Source organism: Streptomyces sp. NPDC045956 (assembly GCF_056430705.1).
The window spans coordinates 301,387-317,846 of the sequence record NZ_JBWKKZ010000010.1 but is presented as its reverse complement, the minus strand read 5'-3'; the positions used below and the strand labels follow the sequence as shown (position 1 = coordinate 317,846).

Genomic DNA, 16,460 nt, shown 5'->3' with positions numbered 1-16,460 from the left:
GGTGACGCGAGATAAGGGGCGGCCTCACCCCATAGGGGTTGTCCGCCTTCGCGAGGCGTCCATAGCGTGCGGACGCGGATGTGTTGGACACGGCACCCGCGCCATGGCGGCTCCGGGAGGACCGTGGCCGAGCGGGAGCCTGGGAGGCACTGGCAGATGGCAGAGGACGAGACGCTCCGGGACTACCTCAAGCTGGTCACGATCGATCTGCGCAGGACGAAGCAGAAGCTGCGCGACCGAGAGGCCGCCGACCAGGAGCCGATCGCGATCATCGGCATGAGCTGCCGCTACCCGGGCGACGTCCACACGCCCGAAGACCTGTGGCGGTTGGTGGCCGCGGAGCAGGACGCGATCTCCGACTTCCCCGAGGACCGCGGCTGGGACCTGCCCCGGCTCTTCGAAGGCGACCCGGACGGCGAGGGGCACAGCTCCGCACGCCGGGGCGGCTTCGTCCACGACGCGACCGCCTTCGACGCCGACTTCTTCGGTGTCTCCCCCCGCGAGGCGCTGGCGATGGACCCCCAGCAACGGCTGCTGCTCCGGGCGGCCTGGGAGGTGTTCGAGCACGCCGGCATCGACCCCCACTCGGTCCGCGGCACCCGCACCGGCGTGTTCGCGGGCGGCAACGACCAGGGCTACCTGCGGCTGCTGGCGAACGAACCCGGCTCCGTGGGACACCAGTTGACCGGGGGCGCGACCGCCGTGATCTCCGGCCGGGTCGCCTACACCCTCGGCCTGGAAGGGCCCGCGGTGACCCTGGACACGGCGTGTTCGTCGTCGCTGGTCGCCCTGCACCTGGCCTGCCGTTCGCTGCGCAGCGGCGAGAGCACGCTCGCCCTGGCCGGTGGCGTCACGGTCATGGCCACACCCGGCGTGTTCACCGAGTTCACGAGGCAGCGCGGACTGGCCGCCGACGGCCGCTGCAAGTCCTTCTCCGTGGACGCCGACGGCACCGGCTGGTCCGAGGGCGTCGGCGTGCTGCTGGTCGAGCGGCTCTCCGACGCCGTGCGCAACGGCCACGAGGTGCTGGCGGTGGTGCGCGGCAGCGCCGTCAACCAGGACGGCGCGTCCAACGGACTCACCGCCCCCAACGGACCGTCCCAGCAACGCGTCATCCTCCAGGCGCTCGCCGACGCCCGCCTCTCCGCGTCCGACGTGGACGCGGTCGAGGCGCACGGTACGGGTACCAGGCTGGGGGACCCGATCGAGGCACAGGCGCTGCTCGCCGCCTACGGCCAGGACCGGCCCGAGGGGCGCCCGCTGCTGCTCGGCTCGGTCAAGTCCAACATCGGGCACGCGCAGGCCGCGGCGGGTGTCGCCGGCGTCATCAAGATGGTGCAGGCGCTGCGCCACGAGCGGCTGCCCCGGACGCTGCACGTGGACGAGCCGTCCGCGCAGGTCGACTGGTCCGCGGGCGCGGTGGAGCTGCTCACCGACGGAAGGTCCTGGCCCCGGGGGGAGCGGCCGCGCCGGGCCGGTGTGTCGTCGTTCGGGGTGAGCGGTACCAACGCCCACGTCATCCTGGAGGAGGCGCCCGCCGCGAGCGCCGCGGAGGAGACCGCCGAGGCCGGTGCGGGTACGGAGGACGGACTCCTGGCGTGGCCGCTGTCCGGCCGCTCCGCCGACGCGCTGCGCCGCCAGGCCGGACGGCTGCTGCCGGTGGCCGCCCAGGCCCACCCGGCCGATGTGAGTCACTCCCTGGCGACGGGGCGCGCGGCGCTGGAACACCGGGCTGTGGTGCTCGGTGCCGGCCGGGAGGAACTGCTGGCCGGCCTACGGGCGTTGGCCGACGGCGAGGACACGCCGTCGGTGGTGTGTGACAGGGCCGCGCAGGACGGCCTGGCGCTGCTGTTCTCGGGTCAGGGTTCGCAGCGGTCGGGGATGGGGCGGGAGCTGTACGAGGCGTTTCCGGTGTTCGCGGAGGCCTTCGACGCGGTGTGTGCGGGTGTCGATCTCGAGCGTCCGTTGCGTGAGGTGGTGTTCGGCGAGGACGCGGGGCTGCTGGAGCGGACCGTCTATGCGCAGGCGGGGTTGTTCGCGCTGGAGGTGGCGCTGTTCCGGCTGGTGGAGTCCTGGGGTGTGGTCCCGGACGTGCTGGTGGGGCATTCCATCGGTGAGCTGGCGGCGGCGCATGTGGCGGGGGTGTTGTCGCTGGAGGATGCCTGCGCTCTTGTCTCGGCGCGGGGGCGTCTGATGGACGCGTTGCCCGAGGGTGGGGCGATGCTGGCCGTGGAGGTGGCCGAGGAGGATCTGGAGCTGCCTGAAGGGGTGGACCTGGCGGCGGTCAACGGGCCTACGTCGGTGACGGTCTCCGGTGAGGCGGAGGCGGTCTCCGAACTGGAGGAGCGGCTGCGGGCACAGGAGATACGGGTGAAGCGCCTGGCCGTCTCGCACGCCTTCCACTCCCGCCTGATGGAGCCGATGCTGGCCGACTTCGCGGCCGTCGCGCAGTCGTTGACGTACCACACCCCGCAGATCCCGGTCCGCATCACGGCTCCCGGTGCGATCGACACCCCGGAGTACTGGGTGGGTCAGGTGCGTGAGCCGGTCCGTTTCGCGGACGCGGTGCGCCAGGCCAGTGACACCGGTGCCGGCGTGTTCCTCGAACTCGGCCCGGACGGTGTGCTCTCCGCCCTGGTCCCTCACCTCACCGAGGACGCGACCACCGCCCCCGCCCTGCGTCCCGGCCACGACGAGCACGCCACCCTGCTGCGTGCCCTCGCGTGCGTCCACGCGCGCGGTGCGCATCTCGACCGGGCCGCCGTGTTCGCACGCGGGCGCGGCCGGCGTGTCGCGCTGCCCGTGTACGCCTTCGCCCCCGACCACTACTGGCCCTCCGGTGTCTCCTGGGCCGGTGATGTCGCGTCCGCCGGCCTCGGCGTCACCGATCACCCGCTGCTGGGCGCGGGGATCGCGCTCGCGGAGGACGACGGGTACCTCTTCACCGCCCGGATCTCGACGGCCACCCAGCCCTGGCTGGCGGAGCACCGGGTGCACGGACGGATCGTGGTACCCGGCACGGCGTTCGTGGACCTCGCGGTGCGAGCCGGTGAGCAGGCGGGAACCGAGCGGCTGGACGAACTGGTGCTGGAGGCGCCGCTGGTCGTGCCCGAGGACGGCGCGGTGCAGGTGCAGCTGGCCGTGGGAGCCGCCGACGACGAGGGCAGACGGACCCTCACCCTGCACTCCCGGCGCGAGGACGGGGGCACGTTCGACGGCTGGCCGGACCGTCCCTGGACCCGGCACGCCACCGGCGTCCTCGCCCCCCGGCCCCCGGCCGTCGCCGAGGACCCCGAACTCGTCGGCGCATGGCCGCCGCAGGGCGCCGCAGCCGCCGACCCGGCCGCGCTCTACGAGCGGCTCGGCGCCGCCGGGCTGGAATACGGCACGCTGTTCCGAGGCGTGGCCGCCGTGTGGACGCGCGGTCGGGACGTCTTCGCCGAACTCGCCCTGCCGGAGAGCGCCGCCACCGGCTTCGGGCTGCACCCGGCCCTGCTCGACGCCGCGCTCCAGTCGGTTGCCGTGCAGGGAGACGGCACGGGGACCGGCCTGCCCTTCTCCTGGTCCGGGGTGACGCTCTGGGCCTCCGGGGCGACACTCCTGCGTGCCCGGGTCTCGCCCGCGAACGACGGCGACGGTGTCCGGGTGCGGGCGGTCGACCCGGCGGGCAGCCCGGTCGTCACCGTGGAGCGTGTCGTCACCCGGCCCGCCCCGGCCTTCACCGACGAGGCGCGCCGGCCCGACGACCTCTACCGGCTGGAGTGGACGCCGGTCCCGGCGGCCGGACCCGAGCCCGGGGCGTTGGCGCAGACCGGGGGCGGCGAGCCGCTCGTCGATCGGACGGGCACGCTCGGCGACCTCGCCGACAGCGGCCGGACACCCACCCATCTCGTGCTGTCCGCCTGCCCGGACGCGCACGTCCCGACCGGCACGCGGGCCGTACTCGCACGGACCACCGAGGTGCTCGGACTGCTGCGGTCCTGGCTCGGCGACGAGCGGTACGCGGACAGCAGCCTGATCGTCGCCACCCGGGGCGCGGTACAGGCGGACCCCGCCGACACCCTGCCCGACGTGGCGGGAGCCGCCGTATGGGGCCTGGTGCGTTCGGCGCAGTCGGAGCACCCCGGCCGCATCGTCCTGGTCGATCTGGACCCCTCCGCCGAGTACGACGCCCGGGCGCTCGCCCTCGCGATCATGTCCGGCGACCCGCAGACCGCCGTACGCGGGGACACCGTCCTCGCCGCACGGCTCACGGCGGCGGACCGCGGCCTCCTGCCGCCTCCCGGCGAGGCGTGGCGGGTGGGCGTGACGGAGCGCGGCGCGGTGGAGAACGTGGCGCTGCTCCCGGCGCCGGACGCGGAGGGCGAGCTGCGCCCGGGCCAGGTGCGGGTGGCGGTGCGTGCGGCCGGAGTCAACTTCCGTGACGTACTGAACGTGCTGGGGATGTACCCGGGCGAGGTGCTGGTGGGGGGCGAGGCCGCCGGCGTGGTGCTGGAGGTGGGCCCCGGGGTGACCCGCTGCGCGGCGGGGGACCGGGTGATGGGGTTCTTCGACGGCGCGATGGGCCCGGTGGCGGTGACCGACGAGCGGCTGCTGGCGCAGATGCCGCACGGGTGGGGCTTCCCACAGGCGGCGGCGGTGCCGATCGCCTTCGTCACGGCGTACTACGGGCTGGTGGACCTGGCGGGCTTGTCGGCCGGCGAGTCGGTGCTGGTGCACGCGGCCGCCGGTGGCGTCGGGATGGCGGCGGTGCAGGTGGCGCGCCATCTGGGCGCGGAGGTGTACGGGACGGCGTCGCCCGCGAAGTGGGCGGCCACCGGCCTCGACGCGGAGCACCTCGCGTCGTCGCGGGACCTGGACTTCGAGGGGGTGTTCCGGGAGCGGACCGGTGGGCGCGGGGTGCATGTGGTGCTCAACGCCTTGGCCGGTGAGTTCGTGGACGCCTCGGCGCGGTTGCTGGCGCCCGGGGGACGGTTCGTGGAGATGGGCAAGGCCGACGTGCGGGAGGCGGACGCCTTCACCGGGTGCGCCTACCGCGCGTTCGACCTGCGGGAGGCGGGGCCGGAGCGGATCGGGGAGATCCTCGCCGAGGTCCTGGCTCTGTTCGCGGCGGGCGTGTTGGTGGTGCCCCCGGTGCGGGTCTTCGACGTGCGGCGGGCGCCGGACGCCTTCCGTTTCGTGAGCCAGGCCCGGCACGTGGGCAAGGTCGTGCTGTCGGTACCGGCCGCATGGGACCCGGAGGGCACGGTGCTGGTCACGGGGGGTACGGGTGCGCTCGGCGCCCTCACCGCCCGGCACCTGGTGCTGGCACACGGCCTGCGCCGGCTGCTGCTGGTCGGACGCCGGGGAGCGGAGGCCGACGGCGCCGCCGCACTGAGCGCCGAACTGACCGCCCTGGGAGCCGAGGTCACCGTCGCGGCCTGTGACGTCACCGATCCCGAGGCACTCGCGGCCCTGCTCGCCGAAGTCCCGGCACGGCATCCGCTCACCGCCGTCGTGCACGCGGCGGGCGTCCTCGACGACGGCCTGGTGGAGTCGCTCACCGAGGACCGGCTCGGGGCCGTCCTCGCGCCCAAGACGGCAGCGTTCACCCTGCACGAGGCGACCGCCGGCGCCGACCTGGCCGCGTTCGTCATGTACTCCTCGATGTCCGGGACCTTCGGCAGCCCCGGACAGGCCAACTACGCCGCGGCCAACGCCTACCTGGACGCCCTCGCCCGTCACCGGCAAGCCCGAGGACTGCCCGCGCTGTCCCTCGCCTGGGGCCCCTGGGCCGGCACCGGCGGCATGGCCGACGCGCTCACCGAGTCCGAGGCGGCCCGCATCCGCCGCTCCGGGTTCCCGCCGCTGAGCCCCGAGCGGGGCCTCGGCCTGCTGGACGCCGCCCTGGCACTGCCCGACCCGGCGCTGCTCCCCACCGCCTTGGACACCGCCCGCCTCGCCGCCTCCCCGGCGACCCTGCCCCCGCTGCTGCACGGCCTGGTCCGTCCCGCACGGCGGGTCGCCGACCGCGGCGTCGCCCCCGGCGGCCTCGCCGAGCGGCTGCGCCGACTGTCCGCGGAGGACCGGGCCCGCACCGCGCTCGACCTGGTACGCGGTCTGGTCGCGTCGGTGCTCGGCTTCGCGTCACCGGACCTGGTGGACCCGTCACGGCCCTTCAAGGACCTCGGCTTCGACTCGCTGACCTCGGTGGAACTGCGCAACCGCATCGGCCGGACGGCCGGCCGCAGGCTGCCCGCGACCCTCGTCTTCGACCACCCGACCCCCGAGGCACTCGCCGCGCACCTCGTCACGGAGGTCCTCGGCGACCTCGCGGCGCCCGCACCCGCCGTGCCCGCCACCTTCCGTGCGGAGACCGCCGGCGACCCCGTCGCGATCGTCGGCATGGCCTGCCGCTTCCCCGGCGGGGCCGACACCCCCGAGGCGTTGTGGCGGCTCCTCACCGAGGAGACCGACGCCGTCGGCGACTTCCCCACCGACCGCGCCTGGGACCTCGCCCACATCTACGGCGAGAGCGGCAAGACCGACGACCGGCGGACCTTCGAGGGCGGCTTCCTCCAGGACGCCGGCGGATTCGACCCGGCGTTCTTCGGCATCTCGCCCCGCGAGGCGCTGGCGATGGACCCCCAGCAGCGGCTGCTGCTGGAGACCTCCTGGGAGGCCTTCGAGCGGGCCGGCGTCGACCCGGCGGAACTGCGCGCCACCTCCACCGGCGTCTACGTCGGCACCGCCACCTCCGGATACGGCCTCGGCCGGTTCGACGTCCCCGACGGCTCCCGCCCGCACGTCCTCACCGGCACCGCGACGAGCGTCATCTCCGGCCGGCTCGCCTACACCTTCGGACTCGAGGGGCCGGCGGTGACCGTGGACACCGCGTGTTCGTCGTCGCTGGTGGCACTGCACCTGGCCATCGGGGCACTGCGGCGCGGAGAGTGCGCGATGGCGCTGGCCGGCGGCGCCACCGTCATGTCGGTACCGGGCATCTTCACCGACGCCGCGCAGGGCGGCGCGCTCGCGCCCGGCGGCCGTTGCCGGGCCTTCTCCTCCGACGCCGAGGGCACCGGCTGGGGCGAGGGCGTCGGCATGCTCCTGGTCGAGCGGCTCTCCGACGCGCGCCGCAACGGGCACCCGGTCCTGGCCGTGGTGCGCGGCAGTGCCGTCAACCAGGACGGCGCCTCCAACGGCCTCACCGCCCCGCACGGCCCCGCCCAGCAGCGGGTCATCCGGGCGGCGCTCGCCGACGCGGGCCTTAACACCGCCGACGTGGACGCGGTCGAGGCGCACGGCACCGGCACGGAACTCGGCGACCCCATCGAGGTCCAGGCCCTGATGGCCACCTACGGGCGCGGACGCGACGAGGGACAGCCGCTGTGGCTGGGTTCGCTGAAGTCCAACATCGGGCACACCCAGTCGGCCGCCGGAGTCGCCGGGATCATCAAGACGGTGATGGCCCTGCGCCACGGCGTGCTGCCTCGCTCCCTGCACATCACCGAGCCCACCCGGCACGTGGACTGGGACGGCAGCGGGGTCCGGCTGCTGACCGAACGGGTCGAGTGGGCGGACGGCGAACGTCCGCGCCGGGCGGCCGTCTCGTCCTTCGGCATGAGCGGGACCAACGCCCACACCATCCTCGAACAGGCCCTCCCCGAGCAGGTCCTCCCCGAGCAGGCTGCGGAGCCGTCCGCGGCCGACGGCGGCGCGGAGGTCGCCCTGCCCTGGCTGCTCTCCGCCCGTACCCCCGCCGCCCTGCGCGCCCAGGCGCGACGGCTCGCCGACCACCTCGACACCGACCCGGCGCCCGCCGGCCAGGACGTGGCCCACTCGCTGGCCGCCACCCGCTCCCGTTTCGAGCACCGCGCCGTCCTCCTCGGCCCCGACCACCACGCGCAGCTCACCGCGTTCGCCGAGGGCGCCCCCGCGCCCGGAGTGGTGACGGGGACCGCGGGGCGGACCGGCCGGGTGGCGTTCGTGCTGCCCGGCCAGGGCTCGCAGTGGCCCGGCATGGCCGACCGGCTGCTGGCGGAGTCCGCGACCTTCCGGAACACGCTGCGGACCTGTGCGCAGGCACTGGAGGAGCACCTCGACTGGTCGGTCGAAGACACCCTGCGCGGCCTGCCCGGAGCCGGGGACATGGCACGGGCCGACGTCATCCAGCCCGTGCTGTTCGCGACGATGGTCGCGCTCGCCGGGCTCTGGCGCGAGCACGGCGTCGAGCCGGAGGCGGTGGTCGGCCACTCGCAGGGCGAGATCGCCGCCGCCCACCTCGCCGGCGCGCTGTCCCTGGAGGACGCCGCGCGGGTCGTCACCCACCGCAGCCGCCTGCTGTGCCGGGTGGTCGGCCAGGGGGCGGTGGCCTCCGTCTCGCTGCCCGCGCAGGAGGCGTTGGCGCGACTGGAACGCTGGGGCGACGCGCTCAACATCGCCGCCGTCAACGGGGTGTCGTCCGTCTCCGTCGCCGGCGACGAGGCACCCCTGGACGAGTTCCTCGCCGAGCTGGAGGCCGAGGGCGTACGGTGCCGCAAGCTCCGTATCAAGGGCGCGGCGCACTCGGCCGTCGTCGAACCGCTGCGCGAGGAGGCGCTCGCGGTGCTGGCGCCCGTACGGCCCCGTGCCTCGCGCCTCCCCTTCTACTCCACGGTCACCGGCGGACTGCTCGACACCACCGCACTGGACGCGGAGTACTGGTACCGCAACATGCGGCAGACCGTGCAGTTCGCCCCCGCCACGCGCGCGCTGCTCGCGGACGGGTTCGGCGTCTTCGTCGAGTGCAGCCCCCACCCGGCGCTCGCCGGGGCCGTGCAGGAGACCGCGGAGGACGCCGGCGCGTCCGACCCCGTGCTGCTGGCCTCGCTGCGCCGTGAGGAGGGCGGGCTCGAACGGTTCTCCGTCTCGCTCGCCGAAGCGTTCGTCCGGGGCGTCAGCCCCTCCTGGGCCTCCCGGGGCAGGGCCGTCGACCTGCCCACCTATCCCTTCCAGCGCGACCGCTACTGGTGGGAGCCCCTCCCGGAGGAGACGGCCGGCCCCGCCCAGGGCGGTACGGCCGAGGAGGGCCGCTTCTGGGCAGCGGTGGAGGGCGGCGACGCCGAAGCGCTCGCCGAGTCCCTGGGCACCGACGCCCTGGCCCCCGCACTGCCCGCCCTCGCGGCGTGGCGGCGACGCTCCCACGACCGGTCCACGGTGGACGGCTGGCGCTACCGGGTGGAGTGGAGGCACACGCCCCTCACCGGGCCCGGCCGTCCCACGCTGACCGGTACCTGGGCGATCGTCGCGGGGGAGGAGCAGGACGACCTGGCCGGCCGGCTCGCCGCGCTGGTGGACCGGGCCGGCGGCACGGCCCACGTGACCGCCGACCCGCCCGGGGAACCGTCCGGGGAACGGCCGCTGTCCGGGGTGATCTCGCTGCTCGCCCTCGACTCCCGCCCGCACCCCGTCCACCCCGGCATCAGCGTCGGTGCCGCGCGGAACCTCGCCCTGCTGCGTGCCGTGACCGCCCGCCCGGCCCCGGTCCCGGTCCACCTGGTCACCAGCGGCGCCGTCTCCGTCGGACGCATGGACCCGGTACGGGACATCGCGCAGGCCGCCACCTGGGGGCTGGGCCTGGTGTCGTCGCTGGAGCGGCCCGACTGCTGGGGCGGCCTCGTCGACCTGCCGGAGCAAGCGGACGAGCGGGTACTGAACAAGCTGCTGCGGCTGATCGCGCGGCAGCCCGAGACCTCCGGGGACTCCGCCGACTCGGCCGACTCCGCCGCGGAGGACCAGGTGGCGCTCCGGCCAGCCGGCGTCTTCGTACGCCGCATGGTCCGGGCCCCGCAGAGCACGCCGGTCCGGTCCTGGCAGCCCGGCTCCACCGTGCTGATCACCGGCGGCACGGGCGGCATCGGACGGCACCTCGCCCACCACATGGCCGCCCGGGGCGCGCGCAAGCTCGTTCTCACCGGCCGCCGCGGCCCCGACACCCCCGGGGCCCGGGAACTGGCCGCCGAACTCACCGCACGGGGCGTCGAGACGATCGTCGCCGCATGCGACGTCACCGACCGGAACCAGGTCGCCGCGCTGCTCGCCGAGCACCCCGCCGACACGGTGATCCACGCCGCCGGGGTGGCACAGGCGACCGCCCTCGCCGACTGCGGGGAGACCGAGCTCGCCGCGGTGACGGCCGCCAAGACCGAGGGGGCCCGGCACCTGGACGAACTGGCCGATGACGTCGGCACGTTCGTCCTCTTCTCCTCCGGCGCCGGGGTCTGGGGCGGCGCGGGCCAGGCCGCCTACGCGGCGGGCAACGCCGTACTCGACGCCCTGGCCCAGAACCGCCGCACCCGGGGACTGCCGGCCACCGCCGTGGCCTGGGGCGGCTGGGCCGAGGGCGGCATGGCCGACGACGGGCGGGCCGTCGCGGAACTCGGCCGGCGCGGACTGCACGCCATGGATCCCCGCCTCGCCCTCGAAGCGCTCGACCGGGCGCTGGACGCCGACGAGACCTGCCTGACCGTCGCCGACATCGACTGGGCACGCTTCGCACCCGGCTACAGCGCGGCCCGCGCCCGCCCGCTGATCATGGACATCCCCGAGGCCCGGGCCGCGCTCGCCACGCCCGAGACCCCGGCCGACCAGCCCGGGGAGACCGGCGAACTGCACGACCTGCTGGCCGGGTTGACCGGACCGCAGCGGACCCGGCACCTGCTCGACCTCGTACGGGAACACGCCGCCGCCGCGCTGGGCTACACCGACACCGCCGCGATCGAGGCCGGCCGCGCCTTCCGCGACCTCGGCTTCGACTCCCTGATGGCCGTCGACGTGCGCAACCGGTTGCAGGCAGCCACGGGCCGCAAGCTGCCGCCGACCCTGGTGTTCGACCACCCCACCCCCGCCGACCTGGCGGACCACCTGCTCGTCGAGGTGCTCGGCGAGCAGGGCGCCGCCGAGGGCACCGCGGCCCGAGCCGGCGGCGCCGCCGCGGACGAGCCGCTGGCCGTGATCGGCATGAGCTGCCGGTACGCCGGCGGAGTGGACTCGCCCGAGGACCTGTGGCGGCTCGTGCTGGACGGCACCGACGCCATGGGGCCCTTCCCGTCGGACCGCGGCTGGGACGTGGAGCACCTCTACCACCCCGACCCCGACCACCCCGGCACCTCCTACGTCAAGGAGGGCGGATTCCTCGCGGACGCCTCCCACTTCGACGCGTCCCTCTTCGGTATCAGCCCCCGCGAGGCGGTGGCCACCGACCCGCAGCAGCGGCTGCTGCTGGAGGCGACCTGGGAGGCGATGGAACGGGCCACGATCGACCCGTCCTCCCTGCGGGGCAGCTCGACGGGCGTCTTCGTCGGCACCTCCTTCGTCGGCTACGGCATCGGGGCCCAGCAGCCGGGCAACGAGGCCGAGGGCTTCTTCCTCGCCGGCACCGGTACCGCCGCCGCCTCCGGCCGCATCTCCTACACCTTCGGCCTCGAAGGGCCGGCCGCCACCGTCGACACCGCCTGCTCGTCCTCCGCCGTCGCCATCCACCTGGCCTGCCGGGCACTGCGGAACAACGAATGCGACCTGGCGGTCGCGGGCGGCGCCGCGGTCCTGGCCACCCCCGCCTCCTTCACGGAGTTCAGCCGCCAGCGCGGCCTCGCCGCCGACGGCCGGTGCAAGCCGTTCGCCGCGGCGGCCGACGGCACCGGCTGGGGCGAAGGGGTCGGCATGATCCTGGTGGAGCGCCTCTCGGACGCGCTGCGCGCCGGGCACCCGGTCCTGGCGCTGATCCGCGGCACCGCCGTCAACCAGGACGGCGCCTCCAACGGCCTCACCGCGCCCAGCGGCCGCGCCCAGCAGAAGGTCATCCGCCAGGCACTGGCCAACTCAGGTCTGGACGCCGCCGACATCGACACCGTCGAGGCGCACGGCACGGGCACCACCCTCGGGGACCCCATCGAGGCGCAGTCGATCCTGGCGACGTACGGCCAGAACCGCGCCGAGGACCGGCCGCTGTGGCTCGGCTCGGTGAAGTCGAACATCGGTCACACCCAGTCGGCGGCCGGCGTGGGGGGCGTCATCAAGACGGTCATGGCGCTGCGCGAGGGCGTCCTGCCCCGGACCCTGCACATCGACGCGCCCACCCCGCACGTCGACTGGTCGACCGGGGCGGTCGAGCTGCTGACGGAGACCACCCCCTGGCCCGACACCGGGGGGCGCCCCCGACGGGCCGGCGTGTCCTCCTTCGGCGGCAGCGGCACCAACGCCCACCTGGTCCTGGAGCAGTACGTGGAACAGCCCGCGCCGGCCCAGGACCCGGAGCGTGCCCCCGGGGCCGGTCGGGAACCCGAGTCCGACCGGGCTCCCGAGCCCGAACGGGCTCCCGAACTCGACGGCGTGGTGGCACCGTGGCTGCTGTCCGCCCGGGGCGCGGCGGCGCTGCGGGGCCAGGCCCTGCGACTCCTCGAGCACCTGGACGCCGCACCCGCCGCCCATCCCGCGGATGTCGCCCACTCGCTGACCGCCACCCGGGCCCTGCTCGGACACCGCGCCGCCGTGGTCGCCGCATCCGACGCCGACCGCCGGGCCGCGCTCCGCGCCCTCGCCCGCGGCGAGGCCGCGCCGCACCTGGTCCAGGGCGTGGAGCGCGCCGGGAAGGTCGCCTTCGTCTTCCCCGGCCAGGGCGGCCAGTGGGAGGGCATGGCCGTCGAACTGATGGAGACCTCCGAGGTCTTCGCCGCCGAGCTGTACGCGTGCGGCGAGGAGTTCGCCCGCCACCTGGACTGGTCGCTGATCGACGTGCTGCGCGGCGCCGAGGGCGCCCCGCCGCTGGACCGGGTCGACGTGACACCGGTCGTGCTCTTCGGTGTGACCGCGGCGCTCGTCGCCCTCTGGCGGGCCCACGGCGTCGAACCCGACATGGTCCTCGGCCACTCGCAGGGCGAGATCGCCGCCGCCTACGCCTCCGGTGTCCTCACGCGCGCCGAGGCGGCCCGGGTCGTCGCCCTGCGCGGCAAGGTGCTCCTCCCGCTGGCCGGCCTCGGCGGCATGGCGTCCGTGGCCCTGCCGGCCGACCGGACCCGCGAGCTGCTGGAGCCGTGGGGCACGCGGCTCTCCCTGGCCGGGATCAACAGCCCCGCGTGGAGCGTGGTCGCCGGGGAGCGCGAGGCACTGGGCGACTTCCTCGCCGCCTGCGAGGCGGACGGCGTCCGGGCGAGACGTATCCGAGTGGACTTCTCCTCCCACTGCGCCCAGGTGGAGCCGGCGGCCCGGGAACTGGCGGACCTGCTCACGGGACTCGGCCCCACGACGGGCGCCGTCCCCTTCCACTCCACGGTCACCGGCGAGCGGACCGACGGAGAACTCCTCGACGCCGCCTACTGGCAGCGGAACCTCGTCACCCCCGTCGACCTGGACCGGGGCGTGCGGGGGCTGGTGGAGCAGGGTGCCCGGTTCCTGGTGGAGATCGGTCCGCACCCGGTCCTCGCGCCCTCGCTCGGCGAGATCCTCGACGACATCCCCGACCTCGCCCCGGGCGAGGTCACCGTGCTCGGTACGCTCCGCCGCGACCAGGGCGGCATGGAGCGCTTCCTCCTCTCCGTCGCCGAACTCCACACCCACGGGGGCACGGCCGACCTCACCGCACCCCTCGCGGGACTGCCGGTGCGGACGGTCCCGCTGCCGGTGTACCCGTTCCAGCGGGAGCGGTACTGGCTCGACACCGCGTCCCCGGGCGTCGGCGACCTCGGCGCGGCCGGCCTGAGCGGCACCGGGCACCCGCTGCTGACCGCCACGCTGACCCTCGCCGACGGCGCGAGCACCGTGTTCACCGGGCGGCTGTCCGCACGCACCCAGCCCTGGCTGGCCGACCACGCCGTTCTCGGCGCCGTCCTGCTGCCGGGCACCGCCTTCGTGGAGATGGCCCTGCACGCCGGCGCCCGGGTACAGGCCCCGGTACTGGAGGAACTCGCCCTGGGCACCCCCCTGGTGCTGGGCGAGGACCACGCCGTGGAGGTGCAGCTCACGGTCGGCGCCGCCGGCGAGACGGGCCGCCGGGAGGTGGCCGTCCACGCACGCGACGCCGAACTCCAGGACGCCCCGTGGGTCCGGCACGCCACCGGCACCCTGGCACCCGCCGTCGCCCCCGCCGCCCGCTCGCTCACCACCTGGCCTCCGCCGGGCGCCGAGCCGGTCGAACTCACCGGCTTCTACGACGCCATCGCCGACGCCGGCTACAGCTACGGCCCGGCCTTCCGGGCGCTCACCGGAGCCTGGCACCGTGACGGCGCGCTGTACGCCGAGGTGCGTCTGTCCGACGAGGTGTCCGACAAGGGCTTCCTCCTTCACCCGGCGCTGTTCGACGCGGCCCTGCACGGCATCGGCCTGCTGCGCCGCCTGCGCGACGGCACCGAGGCCGGCCGTACCGCCGACCTCCCCTTCATGTGGCGGGAGGTGACGCTGAGCGCCACCGGTGCCGTGACCCTCCGGGTGCGGCTCACCGAGTCCGACGACGGCGTCGGCCTGGAACTCTTCGACGACACCGGAATCCCGGTCGGCGGGGTGGGGGCCCTGGTGGCGCGGCCGGCGGGCGCCGAACTGGCCGCTGTCCGCCACGGTCTGGCCGACACACTCCTGCACGTGGACTGGGGCACCGAGGTGCCGCTCTCCGACGCCGCTCCCGGCCGGCTCGCCCTGCTCGGGGACGACACCTGGCTGGACGGGGCGTTCGGCGAGACGAAGCCCGACGAGGCCGACCTCGTCGTCGCACCGTTCGTCGGCCCCGCCGCCGGAGCCGGCACGGCCGACGCCGTGGAGGAGGCCGTCACCCGGGCCCTCGGCCTCGTCCGTGACCGGATCGCCGACGAACAGCGCACCGGACAACCCCTGGTGCTGGTCACCCGGGGCGCGGTCGCCACGGATGACGACGACCTGACGGACCTGGTCAACGCCCCCGTACGCGGCCTGGTGCGCTCCGCGCAGGCCGAACACCCCGGCCGGTTCCTGCTGGTCGACCTCGACCCGGCGGCCGATCCGGACCCCGTGCTCCTGCACCGGGCCGTCGTCGCCGCCCTGGAGGCCGGGGAGACCGAGGTCGCCGTACGCGGCGGACGGGTCCTGGCGCCCCGGCTGGTCCGCATGCCCGTACCCGGAGGACGGACCGACGGGACGGAACCGGAGCCGCCCACCGGCCTGGAGACCGCCGACGGCACGGTCCTCGTCACCGGCGCCACCGGCACCCTCGGCAGCGCCCTCGCCCGGCACCTGGTGCGACACCACGGGGTACGGCACCTCCTGCTCGTCAGCCGCAGCGGCCCCGCCGCCCCCGGCGCCGAGGAGCTGGTCGCCGAACTGGCGGACCTGGGAGCCCGGGCGACCGTCGCCGCCTGCGACGTGGCCGACCGGGAGGCACTGGCCGACACCCTGGCCCGGATCCCCGCGCGGCACCCGCTGACCGCGGTGGTGCACACCGCCGCCGTCCTGGACGACGGCGTGATCACCCGGATGACGGACCGGAGTGTCGCGCGCGTGCTCGGGCCCAAGGTGCGAGGTGCGGTCAACCTGCACGAGCTGACCCGGGACGCCGACCTCACGGCGTTCGCACTGTTCTCCTCCGCGGCCGGTGTGCTCGGCGGGGCGGGGCAAGGCAACTACGCGGCGGCCAACGTGTTCCTGGACGCCTTCGCCGCGCACCGCCGCCGGCTGGGGCTGCCCGCGGTGTCGCTGGCCTGGGGGCCGTGGGCCGAACGCACCGGCCTGACCGGGACGCTCACCGACGCCGACGTGCGCCGCGTGACCCGCTCCGGCATGAGCACGCTCACCACGGAGGACGGCATGGCCGCCTTCTCGGCGGCCTGTGCCGCCGACCGGCCGCTGGTCGTGCCGATGGCCTTCCGGCCGGCGGCCCTTCGGGGACGCGACCTGGTGCCCCCGCTGTTCAGGACGCTGGTTCCCCGTCAGAAGCGGCGGTCCCAGACCGGTTCGGGTGACCCCGCCGTCCTGCGGGCCGCGCTCTCCGGAGTGCCCGAGGCGGACCAGCGGCGCGTCGTGCTCGACCTGGTCCGCGGCCAGGTTGCCGCCACCCTCGGCTTCGCCACCCCAGGTGAAGTCGACGTCGACCGGGGCTTCCTGGAACTCGGCATGGACTCCCTGACCGGCGTGGAGCTGCGCAACCGGCTGGCCGCCTCCACCGGGCTGCGGCTGCCCGCCACGCTCGTGTTCGACCACCCGAACTGCACCGAACTCGCCCGCCGACTCCGCGCCGAACTCGCTCCCGAACCGGTACGGGAGGCCGACCGACTGCTGGCCGAACTGGCCCGGCTGGAAGCAGACCTGACGCGGCTGGACGGCGACGAGGAGGACCGGGCCCGGCTCGCGGCCCGGCTGCGGTCCCTGGCCGACCGGTGCCAGGGCGAGCAGACCGGGCGGGACGACGACAACCTGGACTCCGCCTCGATCGACGAGGTCTTCGACCTCCTCGACTCCGAGTTCGAGACGCCGTGAGAGGA

The 16,460-nt window shown here is 75.4% G+C and carries 1 protein-coding gene; it reads left to right on the top strand.

Annotation, left to right across the window (positions count from 1 at the left end; translation table 11 throughout):
- Nucleotides 1-156 precede the first annotated feature (156 nt).
- Nucleotides 157-16,455, top strand: a complete 16,299-nt coding sequence (locus tag AC07FV_RS26105) for a type I polyketide synthase (RefSeq protein WP_479089665.1) — start codon at nt 157-159, stop codon at nt 16,453-16,455.
- Nucleotides 16,456-16,460: the final 5 nt, after the last annotated feature.